Here is a 17,977-nt window from a genome sequence, read left to right as displayed (position 1 = left end):
ATAATGCCGGCAACGGAAATCATCTCGACCGAGCCGGCGACGGGTGCCGTGCTCTGGCGCCAGAAGGTCGGCGACGTCGACGTCGAAGTCGCGCACGCCCGCCGCAGCTGGGCCGAATGGGCGGCACGCCCGCTCGCCTATCGAATCGAGGCGCTGCGCCGCTTCGCCAATGTCGTCCGGCAAAAGGCCGACGCCTTCACCGACTTGCTCGCCCGCGAGACCGGGAAGCCGCTCTGGGAAGCGCGCACCGAAGTCGAGACGGTGATCGGCAAGGTCGATATCTCAATCAGCGCCTATTCGGAGCGCACCGGCCAGCGCCGCATCGAAGCCCCGATGAACACCCGGCTGGCGCTCCGCCACAAGCCGCACGGCGTGCTTGCGGTGCTTGGGCCGTATAACTTTCCGGCGCACCTTCCTAATGGGCACATCGTCCCCGCCCTGCTTGCGGGCAATGCGGTGGTGTTCAAGCCGTCGGAGAAGACCCCGGCTTCGGGCGCATTCCTCGTCGATTGCTTCCACCAGGCCGGTATTCCCGAAGGCTGTATCCGCCTGCTGGTCGGCGGTCCGGACGAAGGCAAGGCGCTCGCCGCGCATCCCGATATCGACGGACTGTTGTTCACCGGCTCGGCGAATACCGGCATCGCGCTCAACCGCCAGTTCGCCACGCGGCCCGAGAAGATCCTCGCGCTCGAAATGGGCGGCAACAATCCGATCGTGGTGTGGGACACGCCCGATCTCTATTCGGCCGCCGTGCTCGTCATCCAGTCGGCCTTCACCACCGCCGGCCAGCGCTGCACCGCCGCGCGCCGGCTGATCGTCGACCAGAATCTCTACGATCCGCTGATGGAAGAAGTGAACAAGCTGATCGGCCGCCTCATCATCGGCGAGCCACATGCCGATCCCGCGCCTTTCATGGGTCCGGTGATCGACAATGACAGCGCCGACATGCTGACCGAGAGCTTCCTTGCGCTATCGACGATGGGCGGCCGCCCGCTCCGCCACATGGAGCGCCCGATCGAGGGCCGTCCGTTCATCACCCCCGGGCTGATCGACATGACCCAGGCCAACGACAAGCCCGATGTCGAGCTGTTCGGCCCGGTCCTCCAAATCTACCGCAAGGCCACCTTCGAGGAAGCGATCGCCGAGGCCAACGACACGCGCTACGGTCTGTCGGCCAGCCTCGTCAGCCAGAATCCTCGGCTCTACGACCAGTTCTGGGCAAACATCCGCGCCGGCATCGTCAACTGGAACCGCCCGACCAACGGCGCCTCCTCGTCCGCGCCGTTCGGTGGTGTCGGCTGGTCGGGCAACCACCGCCCTAGCGCCTACTACGCCGCGGATTACTGCGCCTACCCGGTGGTCTCATCCGAATCCGAGCAGGCGCGCGCCTCGATCGGCCTGGGGCTGCGCGACGCCTGATTCTGTCCACGGATAATGTCGCTGGCTGCGCTGGACATCCCGGCGCGGGGCTCGCTATCGCCTTCCGCATGCCAGTTGTCGCCACGATCATGAATTCCACCACCGGCCAGCCGATCCAGAAGCTGACCTTCGGCCGCATGCCCAAGCCCTGGGCGTCGTTCACGCTGGAAAGCGGCGAACTGGTCACCGCCGACCGGGTCGATGTCGGCAAGCCCGCGCCGGGCAAGGTCGTCGTGCCGGTATCGGTCTGGGTGACGCCCAAGAAATAGCCGGCGGCCGCGCGAGCAATATTTCCTTACAGCGCTAACCTTCTCCCGCCATTGAATCCTAACCACTGCCGCCCTAGATTCTTGTCTGCGGGACCGGGCCCCTCTGGCGGCGGCTTCACTTGAAGCCCCGTGATGTCGGACCGCATCGAGCTAGCTCGGTGCAGGTTTGGCGGCTGTCCGTCACCACCCCTCACCGAAGAGCCGGCTCGATCGATGTAACTGTCGATTGGAGTGGCATGTGAGTAATCTGATTGAGCGGCTGATCGCCGCGCACCGCACCCTGAACCGCGAAATCCGTGGTGAGCTCGCGCGTCGCGTGCCGGACCGTTTCCGCCTGAGCCAGCTCAAGAAGGAGCGGCTCGCGATCAAGGACCGGCTCTTTCGCCATATCCCCGACGCGGCCGAAATGCGCCGCATCGCCCGCGGCGCGATCGCTCGCGCGCGCCACGCCTAGGAGAAACCTCAAGTGGATAATCTTTCCGCCTTCAACCGCAGCGCCGCCGCATCCGCGCAGGTCCGCTATGACGAAGGCCTTCGCCGGCACATGCTCGGCATCTACCGCAACATGGGGCTAGGCCTGGCCATAACCGGTCTGGTCGCCCTCGCGGTGGCCAACACGCCTGCGCTGGTCGCGCTGATCTTCGGCACGCCGCTCAAATGGGTGGCGATGCTCGCCCCTCTGGCGTTCGTGTTCTTCTTCACCTTCCGCATCGAGCGGATGACCACGGCCACCGCGCGCACGACCTTCTTCGCGTTCGCCGCAGTGATGGGCGTGTCGATGGCGAGCATCTTCCTGGTGTTTACCGGCACCAGCATCGCGATGGCGTTCTTCACGGCCTCGGCGATGTTCGCCGGCCTCAGCCTGTGGGGCTACACCACCAATCGCGACCTGACCGGCATGGGCACCTTTCTGTTCGTCGGCCTGATCGCAGTGATCGGCGCCAGCCTGGTCAATCTGTTTCTCGGCTCAAGCCTGCTCCAGATGGCGCTGTCGGTCGTCGGCGTGATCGTCTTCGCCGGCCTCACCGCCTGGGACACGCAGCGGCTGAAGAGCGAATATCTCGTCTATGCCAACAGCCAGGCAATCGAGAAGCTCGCGATCATGGGCGCGCTGTCGCTCTATCTCAATCTCATCAACATGTTCCAGCTGCTGCTGGGGCTGATGGGCGAACGGGAGTAACATCATGACCGGCACCTTCACTTGCCCCGTCGACGGCACCAAGCTGGTGCCGATGGAGCGCTCCGGGATCGAGATCGATCATTGCCCCAGCTGCCGCGGCGTCTGGCTGGATCGCGGCGAGCTCGACAAGATCATCGAGCGCAGCGCCGCCTCGGCCGCGCCGGCGATGCCCCAGCAGTCGCAGCCAGCGCCGCAGGCAGCGCGATGGTCCGACGATCGCCCGCGCTACGACGATCGCCAGCGCCATCATGGCGGCCATTATCCGCACAAGAAGCGCAAATCTTTCCTCGAAGAGCTGTTCGACTAAGCCCCCTTCCCCCGAACAGTTCGATCCTGCCCGTCGCCGCGTCCCGGCGGCGGGCATTTTTACGTCGCCGGCTTCCCACGCCGCTGCATCGCGTTACGATCGTCGCAAACCGGGTCGAAGGGAAATTGCATGGTCACGCGCAGAACGATGCTCGGCAGCGCTGCGGCATTGGCGGCCGCCACAAGCCTTCCCGCGCAGGCCGCGCCACCCGCCGCCTTCGTCCGGCGCGAAGGCACCCGCCTGACGCTCGCCGGCAAGCCCTATCGCTTCGCCGGCGCCAATCTCTGGTCCGGCGCCTGGCTGGGCGCCGCAGCCGACTATGGCAACCGCGACCGGCTCGCCCGTGAGCTCGATGCGCTCGCCGCCACCGGCGTCACCAATCTCCGCCTCCTCGCCTCGGCCGAAACCTCACCGCTCAAGAATTCGGTCAGCCCCGGTTTCCGCAACCGCGGCAACGCCTGGAACCCCGCGCTGCTCGACGGGCTCGACCATTGCCTGGCCGAAATGGCGAAGCGCGACATGAAGGCCGTGCTCTACCTGACCAATTTCTGGGAATGGTCGGGCGGCATGATGACCTATCTCTACTACGTCACCGGCAAGTACATGGACGCCAACGATCCGGCCCATCCCTGGCCCGCATTCGCCAACGCCACTGCCCAATTCTATGCCAATTCCAAGGCAGTCGGCCTCTATCACGATTGGGTGCGCACGATCGTAAGCCGTACCAACGCCGTCACCGGCACGCCCTATCGCGACGACCCGACGATCATGGCCTGGCAGCTCGCCAACGAGCCCCGCCCCGCCGGCGACGCCGTCACCGCCGAGCCGCTGCTCCCCGCCTTCTCGGCCTGGATCCAGAGCACCGCCAGGCTGATCAAGTCGCTCGATCGCAACCATCTGGTCTCGACCGGCGGCGAAGGCCTCAAGGGCAGCGTCGAGAACCCAGACATCTTCCGCAAAACGCATGCCTTTCCCGAAATAGACTATCTGACAGCGCATATCTGGCCGCTCAACTGGAGCTGGGTCGATGCGAAGGACATCCCCGGCACCCACGCCGGCGCCACGGCCAAGGTCGCTGAATATCTGCAGCAGCACCAGGCGCTTGCCCGCGAGATCGGAAAGCCGCTGGTGATCGAGGAATTCGGCTATCCGCGTGATGGCGGCGGCTATGATCCCGAAGCCAGCACCCACTTCAAGAACCAATATTACCAGCAGATCTACGACGCCGTCCTGACCAGCGCCCGCACCGGCGGACCGATCGCAGGCTCCAACTTCTGGGCGTGGAACGGCGAAGGCCGCGCCGTGCATGGCGACCACCGCTTCAAGCCCGGCGACACCGCCTGGCTAGGCGACCCTCCGCACGAACCGCAGGGCTGGTACGGCGTGTTCGATACCGACGCGAGCACCCGCGCGGTAATCTCCGCGCACGCGAAAGCGCTGGCGACTGTAGGCGAGCCGATCGCACGGTAGCTATCACCCCGGCTGCCGGAGTCCACGATGCAGCAACTGCAAGACTGGAGCCTCTTGCCCTCACCCCGCCTCACGGTGGACCCCGGCACGAAGTAACCGACGTTCCCGGGCAATCTTCGAAGGTACGCCAGCGCACCGATCGGGAACCGGCGAAAGCTCCGCTACGCCTCTCCCAAGCATCCTTCGATTGCTCCCGGCGCGGCGGAAGCCCATCTGCCGGACCATGGCATCCCTGCTCGATCCCTCCGCCCGCGGGCGCGTCATCCTCGTCGGCGCCGGCCCTGGCGATCCCGGCCTGCTCACCGTGCGTGCGGTGGAGGCGCTCAAGGTCGCCGATGTCCTCGTCCATGACGGGCTCGTCGATGCGCGCGTGCTCGATCTCGCACCCCAGGCGCATCGCATCTCGGTTGCCAAGCAGCGCAACCGCCACACGCTCCCGCAGGACGCGATCAACGCGCTCATCATCGCGCATGTGAAGACCGGCGCGATCGTCGTGCGGTTGAAGGGCGGCGACCCGTTCATCTTCGGCCGCGGCGGCGAGGAAGTCGAAGCCGTGCGCGCAGCCGGCCTGCCCGTCGAAGTCATCCCCGGCATCTCCGCCGCGCTGGGCGCCGCCGCCGAGGCGATGCTACCGCTAACCCATCGCGACTGGTCGAGCGCCGTCAGCTTTGTCGCCGGCCAGTGCAAGGGGCTGAGCGAACAGGATTGGTCGGGCCTCGCCGGCAAGGGTCGTACCCTCGTCATCTATATGGGCGTCGCGACGTGCCCCGACATCGCCGACAAGCTGATGAATGATGGCGTCGCCCCCGACATGCCCGTCGCGGTGCTCGAACGCGGTACGCTCGAAGGCAGCCGCGCGCTGCGCACTCTGCTCGCCGATCTCGGCCCGATGGTCGCGCGCGAGAAGGTCCAAAGCCCGGCGATCATCGTCGTCGGCGACGTGGTGATGCTGGCGGATGCGCAGGACAAGCTCGCCGTCTGGGCCAAGGCTGCGGAGGCGCTCGCATGAAGCTGCTGACCGGAAACGACCTCGCCACCGGCGACGTGACCTGGTGGACCGGCACCGGCTGGTCGCGCCATGTCGAGGACGCCGCCGATGTCGGCGATCAGGGCGACGCGATCGCCCATGCCGAGGAAGGCGCCCGCCGCGTCAACGGCCCCTATGTCATCGACGCGACCGCTACCCCTGAAGGCCCCCGCCCCGCCCACATCAAGGACCGCATCCGCGCGCTCGGCCCGACCGTCCGACCCGATCTCACGCTCAAGCCCGCCGACCCCGAGGCCGGGAGCTGGGTGATATGAGTTTCTTACGCGAAGCCGCTAAGGCGCTAAGAAGTACGCGGTTCGCGCAACGACGTGAAGATGCGACAATGAATCATGGCCGCGTCAGCAGCCCTTTCATGCATACCGTTGAGAAATTCCCTGCCGCTGACGTGGCGCTGTCGCGCAATGCAGATACAATCCTCGCCGCGTCGTCGCGTCGTTGGGCGAACCAATTCTTCGCGCCTTCGTGCCTTCGCGTGAACAATCTCCAGGCCACAAGCTGATGTACAAATACGACGAATATGACCACTCGATCGTCGCATCCCGCGTCGAGGAGTTCCGCGACCAGGTGAACCGCCGTCTCGCCGGCCAGATCACCGAGGACCAGTTCAAGCCGCTGCGTCTGATGAACGGGCTCTATCTCCAGCTCCACGCCTATATGCTGCGCGTCGCGGTGCCCTATGGCACGCTCGACAGCCGCCAGATGCACATGCTGGCCCACATCGCCCGCAAATATGACCGCGGCTATGGCCATTTCACTACGCGCCAGAACCTCCAGTATAACTGGATCAAGCTCGAGGACGCGCCCGATATCCTCGCCGAGCTCGCCACGGTCGAGATGCACGCGATCCAGACCAGCGGGAACTGCATCCGCAACATCTCGTCGGACCAGTTCGCCGGCGCCGCTGCGGACGAACTTGCCGATCCGCGCCCCTGGGCCGAATTGCTTCGCCAGTGGAGCACCTTCCACCCCGAATTCAGCTACTTGCCGCGCAAGTTCAAGATCGCGGTGATCGCCGCTGACGAAGACCGCGCGGCGATGCGGCTTCACGATATCGGCCTGCAGATCGTCGAGCGCGACGGCGCGCTCGGGGTGTCGGTCTATGTCGGCGGCGGCATGGGCCGCACGCCGATGATCGCCCCGCTGATCAAGGACTTCGTGCCGTTCGAGGACTTTGTCAGCTACATGGAAGCGTGCCTGCGCGTGTACAATCGCTACGGCCGTCGCGACAATATCTACAAGGCGCGGATCAAGATCCTCGTCCACGAGATCGGCGCGGAGAAATACGCCGCCGAGGTCGAGGAGGAGTTCGCCCAGGTCAAGGCGCTCGGCATCGATCCGCCCCAGGCCGAGTTCGACCGCATCGCCGCCTTCTTCGCGCCGCCCGCGTGGGAGACCGGGCTTAGCGACGACCTCGATCGCAGCGACCCCGATTTCGCCGTGTGGCTCGACCAGAACGTGGCCGCGCACAAGGCGCCCGGCTATGCGATCGTCACGATCAGTCTCAAGCCAATCGGCGGCATCCCCGGCGACGCCTCGGCCGATCAGATCGACCTGATGGCCAATCTCGCCGCCGCGTACAGCTTCGATGAGTTGCGCGTCACCCACGCCCAGAACATCGTCCTGCCGCACGTCCGGAAGGCCGATCTACACACGATCTGGCAGCAGCTCCGCGACGCCGGGCTGGCCGAGGCCAATCTCGACCTGATCAGCGACATCATCGCCTGCCCTGGACTCGATTATTGCAGCCTCGCCAACGCCCGATCGATCCCGCTCGCCCAGAAGATCGCGACACGCTTCGCCGATCCCGTCCGCCAGCGCGATCTCGGCGAGTTGAAGCTCAAGATCAGCGGCTGCATCAACGCGTGCGGCCACCACCATGCCGGCCATATCGGCATCCTCGGCGTCGACCGTAAGGGCACCGAGAACTACCAGCTGCTGCTCGGCGGATCGGGGGCGGAGGACGTGAGCCTCGCCAAGATCACCGGCCCCGGCTTCTCCGAGGACGGCATCGTCGACGCGATCGAAAAGGCCACCGACGTCTTCGTCGCAAACCGCGAACAGGGCGAGCGCTTCCTCGACACCTATCGCCGCATCGGCATGGAGCCGTTCAAGGAGGCGATCTATGGCTAAGCGCGACGCGGTCTTCCCCGCGAACCCCCATGCGCTGTTCGCCGAACACCGCTATTCCCCGGCGATCCGCGCGAACGGTCTGCTGTTCGTCTCGGGTCAGGTCGGCGCGCGGCAGGATGGTTCGCCCGAGCCCGATCTGGAGGCGCAGATCCGCCTCGCCTTCGACAACCTGATCGCAATCCTCGATGCCGCCGGCTGCACCTTCGACGACGTCATCGACACCACCCTGTTCCTGATCGACCCCGAGCGCGATTTCGAGACCTTGCTCAAGGTGATGCCCGACTATTGGGGTGAGGCGCCCTATCCGGCGCTGACCGGCGTCGGCGTGAACTGGCTCGCCGGCTTCCGCTTCGAGATCAAGGTGATCGCGCGCCTTCCCGAGGGAGCCGAGGCATGACCGACACGATCCTCCGCTTCCGCGACGACGAGCTCCACGAAGAGCCGGCTGTCACGCTCGACTCGTTCCTCGGCCAATCGAACGCCACTGCGGTCCGCATCGAATCGGGCGAGGACGCGCGCGTCCTGCTCCCGCATCTCGAGCGCCTCGCGCTGGTCGAAGTCAGCTTCCCCAAGTTCCGCGACGGCCGCGGCTATTCCTCCGGCCGGATCCTCCGCGAAGCCGGCTACAAGGGCGAGTTGCGCGCACAGGGCGACGTGCTGGTCGATCAGATTCCACTGATGCGCCGCTGCGGGTTCGACAGCTTCGCGCCCGAAGCCCCGGTCGATACCGCCACGCTCGAAGCCAGTCTCGCGCGCTACGACCATGTCTATCAGGCAGCGGCGGACGCTCATGTCCCCGTGTGGAAACGCCGCCATGGCTGAGGCGGCGATGCGCAAGGTCGATCGGCTGGACATCGCCCCCCGCTTCACCGAGCGGGACGCGATCCGCCTCAACAACATGTTTCGCGGCAGCTCGACCGACGAGATGCTGCGCACCGTGATCGGCGAGCAGATGCTCGGCGACATCGCTGTGGTGTCGTCGTTCGGCGCCGAGTCCGCTGCGCTGCTCCATCTGGTCGCCTCGGTCGACGCTTCCGTGCCGGTTCTGTTCCTCGATACCGGCCGCCATTTCCCGGAAACGCTCGCCTATCGCGACGCGCTGGTCGGGCGCTTGGGCCTCACCGACTTCCGCAACCTCCAGCCCGACCCCGACGTCCTCGCCGCGCGCGACGCCAGCGAGCTGCGCTGGTCGTTCGACCCCGATGGCTGCTGCGAAATCCGCAAGGTCGTGCCGCTGGCCAAGGGGCTCGCGGAATTCGACGCGACGATCACCGGCCGCAAGGCCTTCCAGGCCAGGACCCGCAACGCCCTGCCCCGCTTCGAACTCGACACTTCGGACATCTCGGGCCGGCTCAAGGTCAATCCGCTCGCCGACTGGACCCGCGCCGATCTCGACGCGTATTTCGTGCAGCACGATCTGCCGGTCCATCCGCTGGTCGCGCAGGGTTATCCCTCGATCGGCTGCGCGCCGTGCACCAGCGTGGTCAAGCCCGGCGAAGACCCCCGCGCCGGTCGCTGGCGCGGCTGGGACAAGACCGAATGCGGCATCCACACGCCTGTGGCCGATGGCGATCCGGACCTGCCGGTGTTCTGACGCGCCACGCGCCACCCCTCCACCGTCACCCCGGCCTTGTGCCGGGGTCCACGGTTCCGACAGCGAGAGCCTGAAAACAATCGCGCCGCGGTCGCGGCAAACTCTCTAGCCCTTCCCGCCCGGCACGGTGGACCCTGGCACAAAGCCGGGGAGACGAAAGAGGAAAAGGCCGGGGCCACCTCGCGGCAGCCCCGGCGCCCTGCTGACGAACGGTTAGAAAAGTATCGGCAAGCGCGGCGCGATATGGTCGCGCACCCGGTCGCTGCCCCGCGACTCCGCCCCGATCCCGAAGCTGCCCAACAGCGCCCCACCGAGGAACGCGCCGAGCAACAGGCTCAGCCCCGCCAGCGTCTCGCCGGCATCCGAGCCCGGCCCGAAAATCTCGCCCGGCTTCGTCGCATTGAGATCGGCCTGCGTCGCCACCTCCCCGGTATAGGCCGAGCGCCATCCCGCGCCGCTGTCATTCTCATGCAGCACGAAGCCGTCGGCATTGGCGCGGTCGAGCGCGCGGCCGTTGCCGCCCATCGTCACCTGAAGATCGCCGATCTCCTGCTGGCTGATCCCGGTGACCTCGATCGCCTGGTCGCCCTTGGTGATCGCTACCGAACTCGCGAAGTAGACGTTCGGGTTGCCATGGCCCTGCTCGGTGTTGATCGTGATCTTGGTGCCATTGTCGAGCGTGAAGGTCGTCGTGCCCCAGAAGTCATAGGCCTGCTTGCCGTCGATCTCGACATGCGGATCGCCCCAGATCCGCGTGGTCTCGCCGGTATTGGCGTTGGTGATCGTGATCTCGCTGTTATGCTCGTTGAGCTTCAGGCTGTAGCCGTCGCCGAGATCGATCGCGGCCTTGCCGTCGCCGCCGGTCTGCACGGTCCAGCTTGCCTTGGTCTCGCCGCCGCAACGCGCATCGACGTTCCAGTCGCGCGGCAGGCAACCCGAGGCGAACGGCCCGGCGCCGAGCGGGTTGAGCATCTTGCCCATGATCCCCGCGGCTAGCACGAAATTGGCCGAGGCCGATCCGGCAGCGAACGCCTGGAAAGCGCCGAAGGAAGCGTTGGTGTTCGCACTAATAGCGGTCATGTCGCGGTTCCCTGTCCTTGTGGTTCGACAGGACGGTACGCCGGCGCGACGTATCGCGCGCTCCGCATTCCGATTAGGCTGGCTAGTCGCTTCGACTAGCTCGCCCAGGCGGCGATATCGTCCTCCTGCGCGACCATCGCCAGCCCGTGCGCGATCGACGTGAGCTCGCCGCCGCTGCCGATCCGGTCCTCGCCGAAGCGCCGCACGAAGATGTCGCGCACCGCCGGGATCAGCGACGATCCCCCGGTCAGGAACACCCGATCGACTCCCGCCTCGCCTACGCCCGACGCCGCCAGCGCCTGGTCCACCGTCGCCTCGATCCGCGCGAGATCGGGCGCGATCCACCCCTCGAACTGCTCGCGCCGCACTTCGGTGGCGATCTTCACGCCGCCACCCTCGAACTTGAACTCGGCCTGCGCCACGCCCGACAATGCGCGCTTGAGCTTGCCCACTGCGTCGTACAGCCGATAGCCCAGCTCGTTCTCGATGATCGCGATCATCCGCCCGATCGCCTCCGGGTTTTCGGCCGAGCGCTGGAGCTTATGGAGCGCCTCCAGCGTCCGCCGGTTGCGCATCAGCGCCAGCCGCGACCAGTCGCCGAAATCGCTGAAATAACCGCCCGGTATCTCGAGGATCTTGTCGAACGACCGATAGCTCCCGCCCTTGCCGAGCAACGGCAGCACCAGCTGGTCGATGATCCGATAGTCGAACCGGTCGCCTGCGATGCCGATGCCGGCATGCCCCAGCGCGGTACAGCGCCGCGCCGAGCCTGGCGCATCGACGCGCACGACCGAGAAGTCGCTGGTGCCCCCGCCGAAATCCGCGACCAGCAAGGTCGCCGGATCGCTCAGCCTTTTGGCGTAGCTGAACGCCGCGCCGATCGGCTCGTAGACATAATGGATCTCCGCCCCGAACCCGGCGAACATCGCGTCATAACGCTCGCGCGCCAGCTTCGGATCGGGCCGGGCGCCGGCATATTCGATCGGCCGCCCCACAACGATCCGCTGCGGCCGCGCATCGAGCTTGCCCCCCGAATGCTCGACCAGCTTGTTCAGAAAAGTTCGCCCCAGCTCCTCGAAGCGCATCCGCTTGTCGAACACCGAAGCATGTTCGAACGCGCTGCTCGCCGCCACCGACTTGAACGACTGGAGGAACCGGCTCCCCTCGGGATATTCGAGATACTCGGCGATCGCCCAGGGTCCCGCCTCGACCTGCACTCCCGCGTCTTCCCAGAAGCACAGGGCCGAGCGGAACACGGCGCTGGTAGATTCGGGCCCAGCAAACTCCACCATCTCGGGCGCCTCGCCCTCCTGCGCGAGCGCGACCACGCTGTTGGTCGTACCGAAATCGAGCCCAAGGGCAGTGGCGGTCACGCGAGGGGTCCAATCTGAAGCTGCGACGGAGGGCGCCTATGGCCGGGAGAGGCGTGACTCGGCAATAGGGCGCATCTTCGATCGGAGGGAAAGACACAGTGACCACCCATGCCGGCTCCTGCCACTGCGGCGGCATCCGTTTCACGATCTCGCACGACCCCGACGAGCTGACGACGTGCGACTGCTCGTTATGCATCAAGCGCAATGCGTTGATGGTGAAGGTGCCGGAGGCCGCGCTGCGGATCGACGCGGGCGAGGAACTGCTAGCGCTCTACGAATGGAACACCCGGCGCGCCAGGCACCATTTCTGCCGCCGCTGCGGGATCTACGTCTTCCACCGCAAACGGTCCGCGCCAGACCATTTCGGAGTCAATGTCTTCTGCCTCGACGGGTTCGATCGGGCCGCGCTCCCCGTCCGCGCGACCGAAGGAATGGGCATGACGCTCGAATGCGATGCTCCCCGTCCCGAATGGCCCGGCCCGCGTGACGCTGCGGAATAGTCACAATACCGCGTGGAATCGTCACGCAGCTGCAACGGTCACGTCACTGGACTAGCGCGAAACCCCTCTACCGCCCCTCCGGGCTGCATTGTGCTTTGCAGCAATTGGGGGACTATAGAATGACTCGCACGTCGGTTTCGCTATTGGCTTTGGCCGTTTCGTCGCTCCTGCCCGCCGCCGCGATGGCACAGGATGCCGGCGCGCCCACTTCCGTCCCGCCAACCGAAATCGAGGATTCGTCGGTCATCGTCGTCACCGGCCGCGACACGCGCACCTCGGTGGTGCTGCCCGGCACCGAGATGCAAAAGATCCTGCCCGGCGTGAGCCCGCTCAAGGCGATCCAGACGCTGCCGGGCGTGCTGTACATCACCGCCGACCCGTGGGGCTATAACGAGCAGAACGCCCAGATCTTCATCCACGGCTTCGCCGCCAACCAGCTCGGCTACACGATGGACGGCGTGCCCCTCGGCGATCAGAGCTACGGCAATTACAACGGCCTTTCGCCCCAGCGCGCGGTGATCTCGGAGAATGTCGGCCGGGTCGTCGTGTCGACCGGCGCCGGCGATCTCGCCACAGCATCGAACAGCAATCTCGGCGGAACCGTCGAGACCTTTTCATCGGACCCCCGCCCCGCTTTCGGGATCGAGGCCGCCCAGACCGTCGGCAGCTACAGCACCTCGCGCAGCTTCGCCCGCGTCGATACCGGCACCTTCGGCGGCAACAATTCGGCCTATGTCTCGGCAGCGCGCCAGCGCGCCCGCGCCTGGGATTTCGATGGCATCCAGGGCGGCTGGCAAGCCAATGCCAAGTTCGTCCACGACGATTCGATCGGCAAGCTGACGCTCTATTTCGACTATAACGACATGACCCAGCCGAACGAGGACGCCACTGTCTTCTTCAAGCCCTCCGCGGGCGGCACCGCCACCCCGGTCCAGCTCTACACGCCCTACACCAAGCCGTTCTTCTATCCCGAGTTCGACACCTACCGGACTTCGTACCTGACCGCGCTTGGCAATTCGCCCGCGGCCGAGGGCAGCAACTACCGCAACTATTATTCGGACGCGCAGCGCACCGACTATCTCGCATATGGCCGCTACGACGCGCGCTTCTCCGACAAGGTGACACTGTCGACCACCGCCTATTTCCACCACAATGACGGCGCCGGCGTCGTGGCGGGTCCGCTGGGCCAGTCGATCACCACCGCCCAGCCCTATCTCGATCCGGCCTACGCGACGCTGCCCGCCAATTGCCGGTTCGGCGCCAACGCCAACGGCATCCGCCCCGCCGCCTGCACCGCGCTGACCACCGCCCAGGCAGCCGCAGCCGGCGCGGCGCTCGTCGCGGCCACCGGCGGCTCGGGCCTGATCACCCGCACCACCGAATATCGCATTGATCGCTTCGGCGTGATCTCGGCGCTCAACCTCGAGCTCGGCGCGCACAACATCGAGATCGGCGGCTGGTTCGAGCATAACAGCACTACCCAGTGGCGCCGCTGGTACGGGGTCAACGTCAACGACCCCGCTTCGAGCACACCCTATATCCGCCCGCTCGAAGCCGCGCAGCCGCTGTTCACCCAATATCAGGGCGAGGCGCGGATCAACCAGCTCCAGCTCCATGTGCAGGACAGCTGGCAGGTCATCGATCCGCTGCGCGTCCAGTTCGGGTTCAAGACCAGCGCGCAATGGGCCAATGGCTGGTTCCCTGTGCAGCCCAAAGCGGGCTCGCTCTCAGGCCTCGCCGGCGGGCTCCCGCAGGGCAAGATCGACACCAAGAACTGGTTCCTCCCCGCGGTCGGCGCGACCTGGGACTTCAACGGCCACGAGCAAGTCTATTTCAACGTCCAGAAGAACCTGCGCCAGTACCAGGCCTATCTCGCCGGCGGCGGCGGCCCGTGGTTCACTGGCAGCCAGGCGGCGTTCAATGCCTTCGCCACCGAGGGCAAGCCCGAGAGCAGCTGGACCTATGAAGGCGGCCTGCGCACCAGCCGCAGCTTCGCCAACGACATCAGCCTGAACGCGCAGATCAACTATTATCACGTCGTCTTCAACAACCGACTGCTCGCGATCTCGACCAATCCCGGCGGCATTGCCGGCGGCGGCATCACCGGCGGCACTTCGATCCTCGTCAACGTCGGCGACGTCCACACCGACGGCGTCGATGCCGCCTTCACGCTGCGCCTCGGCCGCACCTTCTCGCTCTACAACGCGACCTCGTACAATCTTTCGGAGTACCAGAGCGACTATACCTCCACCGCGTCCGGCATCGGCGCCGCCACCGGCACCTGCATCGGCGGCTACCTCGTCACGGCCGGGGTCGTGCCGACCTGCGGCAAGCAGCTTCCCGGCACGCCCAAATGGATGAACAAGACGGTCGCGACGGTCTCGGTCGGCCCGCTCGAGGCGCAGGTGATCGGCGACTATGTCGGCCGCCGCTACGCAACCTTCAGCAACGACGCCAGCGTGCCGTCGTACTTCCTCACTTCGTTCCGCCTCGCCGCCCGCGTGCCGGACAACATCCTGCCGCTGCGCAAGGCGGAAATCGCGCTCAACGTCACCAATCTGACCGACAAGAAGGGCATCTCGACGCTGTCGGTGGGCTCTGCCACCAACGGCTATTCGGCCTATCCGATCGCCCCCCGCCAGTGGTTCCTGACCTTCTCGGGCGCCTATTGAGGGCATGGGGGACGGCCGGCGTAAGCGCCGGCCGTCCCGTGACGTCGCGATCGATCCGCGGCGCGATAATCCGCCATCAAGTGCTCCTCCGAAAGCAGGAGCCCGGAATCATGCAGCCTTACGCAATACCAAGCTCCTGCCTGCGCAGGAGCACGAGCCGGAAAGGGCAACTATCGCCCCATTGCGGACGTTTTAGGTTTTGCGGGGGGATGCATTGCGCCATGCGTCGGACCTAAACTCTTGCGGCAATTCGTCCTGCCAGGGGTCGAGGCCAAGAGCTTCAACAGCGTCGTACCACTCATCGCGCTTAGAGGGCGGTAGCTTCTCCCCGCACCAGGGGCAGTAGAACAGGGCCTGCCGCGCCGATCCGGCGACTACCCAATACTCGTCGACACGACTGTCGTATTGAACAGTGCCCCAGTCGTTCTGCCGATGTTTGTCCATATGGCCTCGTGATGCGGAGGCCCGATTAATAATCGACTCTGGCAGAGTATCGTCCATGGCGCAGCCTAACCTAGCCCGCGAATGGCAGCTAGCCACCGATAGCGGACGCTCAGCGCCACTGGCGAGCTTGCCCGCTCGAGGCCGATCGATTCGTCGCATTCACGGCGTAGCGGAGGAGAACTACACTCAATCCCCCGACACCAACCGCTATGGCGAATTTGGGTTCGAGCCTGAAAGCGGGCTGGCGGGAAACGCCCCACTAGCGGACTAAAGGTTTTAGTGGTTATGTTCATCTATGAGACGAACCGTGCTCTTCTTCTATTTTGCAATGATCGCGATCGTAGCGCTCCTCTCTTCGCGAACTGCGGTTCGTTCGCTAGAATATATCCTCGATGGGCGATCTTCTGGTGCGATCCTTTTGATCATTGCAGGCTGGTCGCTCGCCACGTTCGCTGCACCACTTCTATCGGTGACTATCTCGACGCGTCGCGGGCGGTCCAAGGCACGCTGGATCCCTCATGCAGTATTCATCCCCTGTGCTATCACCGGCTATTGGGTGGGCGCATCGACGTTCTTCGCGATAGCTGGCGTCGGAGGCGAGGACATTGTTGCGGAATATGCGCTGGTCTGCGCGACCGGACTGCTCCTTCTGACCCTGCTGTTCCACGCTACGGCGATGATCCGGGCCATGGTCGCGACCACCCCTCAATCCGCGAATGGCAGCTAACCACCCGTTAGCAGCCGTCCCGCCCACCGCTTGCAATGTAGGATTTCGTCTGCTTGCCTGAGCGTTGGCCCCGCGCCCGCTCTTTGACGCTGTCGATCCCCTTCTCCCGACGAAACAGAATTTCCTACCCGCGCAACTTCATTGCCGATTCACCGTGAAAACCGTAAAAGTCCGGCCGCCATATCCAACATCCCGCCGCAGCGACGCGCGCTCAATACTCCTCGTGCGCCAAGTCGCTGAACTTGGTGAACTGCCGATCGAAGCGCATGTGCACCGAACCCGTCGCGCCGTGGCGCTGCTTGGCGATGATCACGGTCGCCTTGCCCGATACCTCGAGCTGCTTGGCCTGCCACGCCTCGTACGCCATCCGCTCCTCGGCGGTCTCGGTGCCGTCGGGCGTCTTGGTCGGCGCCTTGAAGTCGTGATAATATTCGTCGCGATAGACGAACAGCACGATATCGGCGTCCTGCTCGATCGATCCCGATTCACGAAGATCCGAAAGCTGCGGCCTTTTGTCCTCGCGGCTTTCCACCGCGCGGCTCAGCTGCGAGAGCGCCAGCACCGGCACATGGAGTTCCTTGGCCAGCGTCTTGAGGCCGCGGCTGATCTCCGAGATTTCCTGCACGCGCCCGTCGCCCGAAGCCTTGGCGCTGCCGGTCAGCAGCTGGAGGTAATCGACGATCACCATGCCGATCTTGTGCTGGCGCTTCATCCGCCGCGCGCGGGTGCGCAGCGCCGCGATGGTCAGGCCCGGCGTATCGTCGATGAACAAGGGCAGCCGCTCGAGATCGCCCGCGGCACGCGCGAACTTCTGGAATTCGGCATGGCTGATCTGCCCCGTACGCAGCTTCTCCGAAACGACTTCGGCCTGCTCGGAAAGGATACGCATCGCCAGCTGGTCGGCCGACATTTCGAGGCTGAAGAACGCCACCGGCGCCCCGATCGACTTGTCCTCGGGAATGCCGGCTTCGAGATCGTCGGCCCAGCGCTTGGCGGCATTGAACGCGATGTTGGTCGCGAGCGAAGTCTTGCCCATGCCCGGGCGCCCCGCGAGGATCAGCAGGTCGGACCGGTTGAACCCGCCGGTATTGGCGTTGAGGTCGGTCAGCCCGGTGGTGATGCCCGAGATGCCGCCGCCCGAATTCATCGCCTTCTCGGCCTGGCGAACCGCCAGCGTCGCGGCGCGCGTGAAGGACTTGAGACCGGCGTCCGAATCGCCCTTCTCGGCGACTTCGTAGAGCTTCATCTCGGCCTGCTCGATCTGCTTGGCCGGGTTGATGTCCTGGCTGGTGTCGAGCGCACCGTCGACCAGGTCGCGCCCCACCGTCACCAGCGCGCGCAGCATCGCAAGGTCATAGATCTGGTCGGCGAACGAGCGCGCGCCGATCAGGCTCGCCGGGTTGCCGGTAAGCTGCGCCAGATAGGCCGGCCCGCCGACTTCCTTCATCGCCGCGTCGGTGGCGAACAGCGGACGCAGCGTCACCGGAGTCGCCAGCCGGTTGTCGCCGACCATCGCCGCGATCGTCTCGTAGATCCGCCCGTGCAGCGGCTCGAAGAAATGCTCGGGCCGCAGCTTCTGGAGCACGTCCTCGGCGACGCGGTTGTCGATCATCATCGCGCCCAGCAGCGCGGCCTCGGCCTCGACATTCTGGGGCAGGCTTACGCCTTCAGGCGTTTCGGGTGTCGGAAAGGGGATCGGCTGGGCCATCCGGCCCTCATTCACTACCCGGGGGATTCGGGCAACGCCGCAGCCTTGTGAAAAGC

The 17,977-nt window shown here is 65.6% G+C and carries 19 protein-coding genes; 15 read left to right on the top strand and 4 right to left on the bottom strand.

Annotation, left to right across the window (positions count from 1 at the left end; all coding sequences use genetic code 11):
• Positions 1–3: 3 nt before the first annotated feature.
• The 12 genes from astD to BXU08_RS02455 all read left to right on the top strand — a co-directional run bounded on the left by astD (position 4) and on the right by BXU08_RS02455 (position 9,417).
• On the top strand, positions 4–1,419 hold the full coding sequence (astD, locus tag BXU08_RS02510) for a succinylglutamate-semialdehyde dehydrogenase (RefSeq protein ID WP_077508494.1): 1,416 nt from the start codon (positions 4–6) through the stop codon (positions 1,417–1,419).
• A 68-nt stretch (positions 1,420–1,487) separates the two neighbouring features.
• Complete coding sequence (locus BXU08_RS02505) at positions 1,488–1,688, top strand: hypothetical protein (RefSeq protein WP_077508492.1); 201 nt, start codon at positions 1,488–1,490, stop codon at positions 1,686–1,688.
• Between the two features lie 238 nt (positions 1,689–1,926).
• Positions 1,927–2,142, top strand: coding sequence for a YdcH family protein (locus BXU08_RS02500; RefSeq protein WP_077508490.1), 216 nt, complete (start codon positions 1,927–1,929; stop codon positions 2,140–2,142).
• Positions 2,143–2,232: 90 nt separating this feature from the next.
• Positions 2,233–2,868, top strand: a complete 636-nt coding sequence (locus BXU08_RS02495) for a Bax inhibitor-1/YccA family protein (protein WP_077511924.1) — start codon at positions 2,233–2,235, stop codon at positions 2,866–2,868.
• Positions 2,869–2,872: 4 nt separating this feature from the next.
• Complete coding sequence (locus BXU08_RS02490) at positions 2,873–3,175, top strand: zf-TFIIB domain-containing protein (RefSeq protein ID WP_077508489.1); 303 nt, start codon at positions 2,873–2,875, stop codon at positions 3,173–3,175.
• Positions 3,176–3,304: 129 nt separating this feature from the next.
• A complete protein-coding gene (locus BXU08_RS02485; RefSeq protein WP_077508487.1) occupies positions 3,305–4,645 on the top strand; it encodes a cellulase family glycosylhydrolase in 1,341 nt (446 codons plus the stop codon).
• A gap of 223 nt (positions 4,646–4,868) precedes the next feature.
• Positions 4,869–5,654 (top strand): uroporphyrinogen-III C-methyltransferase, encoded by a 786-nt coding sequence (gene cobA, locus BXU08_RS02480; RefSeq protein WP_077508485.1) that lies wholly within the window; start codon positions 4,869–4,871, stop codon positions 5,652–5,654.
• Positions 5,651–5,947, top strand: coding sequence for a DUF2849 domain-containing protein (locus tag BXU08_RS02475; protein ID WP_077508483.1), 297 nt, complete (start codon positions 5,651–5,653; stop codon positions 5,945–5,947). Before cobA ends, BXU08_RS02475 begins: the two co-directional genes overlap by 4 nt.
• A gap of 244 nt (positions 5,948–6,191) precedes the next feature.
• On the top strand, positions 6,192–7,823 hold the full coding sequence (locus BXU08_RS02470; protein WP_077508481.1) for a nitrite/sulfite reductase: 1,632 nt from the start codon (positions 6,192–6,194) through the stop codon (positions 7,821–7,823).
• Positions 7,816–8,220: a RidA family protein gene (locus BXU08_RS02465; protein ID WP_077508479.1), complete on the top strand. Its 405-nt coding sequence runs from the start codon at positions 7,816–7,818 to the stop codon at positions 8,218–8,220. The genes BXU08_RS02470 and BXU08_RS02465 overlap by 8 nt, the downstream gene beginning before the upstream one ends.
• Entirely contained in the window at positions 8,217–8,645 is a 429-nt protein-coding gene (locus BXU08_RS02460; protein ID WP_077508477.1) for a DUF934 domain-containing protein, read from the top strand. The genes BXU08_RS02465 and BXU08_RS02460 overlap by 4 nt, the downstream gene beginning before the upstream one ends.
• Positions 8,638–9,417: a phosphoadenylyl-sulfate reductase gene (locus tag BXU08_RS02455; protein ID WP_077508476.1), complete on the top strand. Its 780-nt coding sequence runs from the start codon at positions 8,638–8,640 to the stop codon at positions 9,415–9,417. The genes BXU08_RS02460 and BXU08_RS02455 overlap by 8 nt, the downstream gene beginning before the upstream one ends.
• 213 nt (positions 9,418–9,630) lie before the next feature.
• Here BXU08_RS02455 and BXU08_RS02450 read toward each other — a convergent pair whose 3' ends face one another.
• Both BXU08_RS02450 and BXU08_RS02445 read right to left on the bottom strand, forming a co-directional pair.
• A complete protein-coding gene (locus BXU08_RS02450; RefSeq protein WP_077508474.1) occupies positions 9,631–10,497 on the bottom strand; it encodes a DUF1521 domain-containing protein in 867 nt (288 codons plus the stop codon).
• 95 nt (positions 10,498–10,592) lie between these two features.
• Complete coding sequence (locus tag BXU08_RS02445) at positions 10,593–11,870, bottom strand: Hsp70 family protein (protein WP_253190474.1); 1,278 nt, start codon at positions 11,868–11,870, stop codon at positions 10,593–10,595.
• A gap of 98 nt (positions 11,871–11,968) precedes the next feature.
• Here BXU08_RS02445 and BXU08_RS02440 point away from each other — a divergent pair, with 98 nt between their 5' ends.
• Together BXU08_RS02440 and BXU08_RS02435 are read left to right on the top strand one after the other, a co-directional pair.
• On the top strand, positions 11,969–12,370 hold the full coding sequence (locus BXU08_RS02440) for a GFA family protein (RefSeq protein WP_077508472.1): 402 nt from the start codon (positions 11,969–11,971) through the stop codon (positions 12,368–12,370).
• A gap of 119 nt (positions 12,371–12,489) precedes the next feature.
• Positions 12,490–15,042 carry a TonB-dependent receptor gene (locus BXU08_RS02435; protein ID WP_077508470.1) on the top strand — a complete coding sequence of 851 codons (2,553 nt, stop codon included), beginning with the start codon at positions 12,490–12,492 and terminating at the stop codon, positions 15,040–15,042.
• A gap of 192 nt (positions 15,043–15,234) precedes the next feature.
• Here BXU08_RS02435 and BXU08_RS20570 read toward each other — a convergent pair whose 3' ends face one another.
• A complete protein-coding gene (locus BXU08_RS20570; protein ID WP_077508468.1) occupies positions 15,235–15,486 on the bottom strand; it encodes a DUF6980 family protein in 252 nt (83 codons plus the stop codon).
• A 307-nt stretch (positions 15,487–15,793) separates the two neighbouring features.
• Between BXU08_RS20570 and BXU08_RS02425 the strand changes: the two genes are divergently transcribed.
• Positions 15,794–16,213, top strand: a complete 420-nt coding sequence (locus tag BXU08_RS02425; protein ID WP_077508466.1) for a hypothetical protein — start codon at positions 15,794–15,796, stop codon at positions 16,211–16,213.
• A 211-nt stretch (positions 16,214–16,424) separates the two neighbouring features.
• On the opposite strand, the gene BXU08_RS02420 is transcribed toward BXU08_RS02425, so the two are convergent.
• Positions 16,425–17,921, bottom strand: a complete 1,497-nt coding sequence (locus BXU08_RS02420; protein ID WP_077508464.1) for a replicative DNA helicase — start codon at positions 17,919–17,921, stop codon at positions 16,425–16,427.
• Positions 17,922–17,977: the final 56 nt, after the last annotated feature.

The sequence above is a fragment of the Sphingomonas sp. LM7 genome (genome assembly GCF_002002925.1).
Taxonomy (GTDB): Bacteria; Pseudomonadota; Alphaproteobacteria; order Sphingomonadales; family Sphingomonadaceae; genus Sphingomonas.
Note: the sequence above shows the minus strand (reverse complement) of the source record. Positions and strands in the feature narration are given on the sequence as shown.

Bases quoted from the DNA above. Each gene is read 5' to 3' on its own strand.
- BXU08_RS02420 (WP_077508464.1), bottom strand. From the start codon at position 17,921: ATGGCCCAGCCGATCCCCTTTCCGACACCCGAAACGCCTGAAGGCGTA.
- BXU08_RS20570 (WP_077508468.1), bottom strand. From the start codon at position 15,486: ATGGACAAACATCGGCAGAACGACTGGGGCACTGTTCAATACGACAGT.
- BXU08_RS02485 (WP_077508487.1), top strand. From the start codon at position 3,305: ATGGTCACGCGCAGAACGATGCTCGGCAGCGCTGCGGCATTGGCGGCC.
- astD (WP_077508494.1), top strand. From the start codon at position 4: ATGCCGGCAACGGAAATCATCTCGACCGAGCCGGCGACGGGTGCCGTG.
- BXU08_RS02495 (WP_077511924.1), top strand. From the start codon at position 2,233: ATGCTCGGCATCTACCGCAACATGGGGCTAGGCCTGGCCATAACCGGT.
- BXU08_RS02470 (WP_077508481.1), top strand. From the start codon at position 6,192: ATGTACAAATACGACGAATATGACCACTCGATCGTCGCATCCCGCGTC.
- BXU08_RS02505 (WP_077508492.1), top strand. From the start codon at position 1,488: ATGCCAGTTGTCGCCACGATCATGAATTCCACCACCGGCCAGCCGATC.
- BXU08_RS02450 (WP_077508474.1), bottom strand. From the start codon at position 10,497: ATGACCGCTATTAGTGCGAACACCAACGCTTCCTTCGGCGCTTTCCAG.
- BXU08_RS02460 (WP_077508477.1), top strand. From the start codon at position 8,217: ATGACCGACACGATCCTCCGCTTCCGCGACGACGAGCTCCACGAAGAG.
- BXU08_RS02435 (WP_077508470.1), top strand. From the start codon at position 12,490: ATGACTCGCACGTCGGTTTCGCTATTGGCTTTGGCCGTTTCGTCGCTC.
- BXU08_RS02475 (WP_077508483.1), top strand. From the start codon at position 5,651: ATGAAGCTGCTGACCGGAAACGACCTCGCCACCGGCGACGTGACCTGG.
- cobA (WP_077508485.1), top strand. From the start codon at position 4,869: ATGGCATCCCTGCTCGATCCCTCCGCCCGCGGGCGCGTCATCCTCGTC.
- BXU08_RS02490 (WP_077508489.1), top strand. From the start codon at position 2,873: ATGACCGGCACCTTCACTTGCCCCGTCGACGGCACCAAGCTGGTGCCG.
- BXU08_RS02465 (WP_077508479.1), top strand. From the start codon at position 7,816: ATGGCTAAGCGCGACGCGGTCTTCCCCGCGAACCCCCATGCGCTGTTC.
- BXU08_RS02455 (WP_077508476.1), top strand. From the start codon at position 8,638: ATGGCTGAGGCGGCGATGCGCAAGGTCGATCGGCTGGACATCGCCCCC.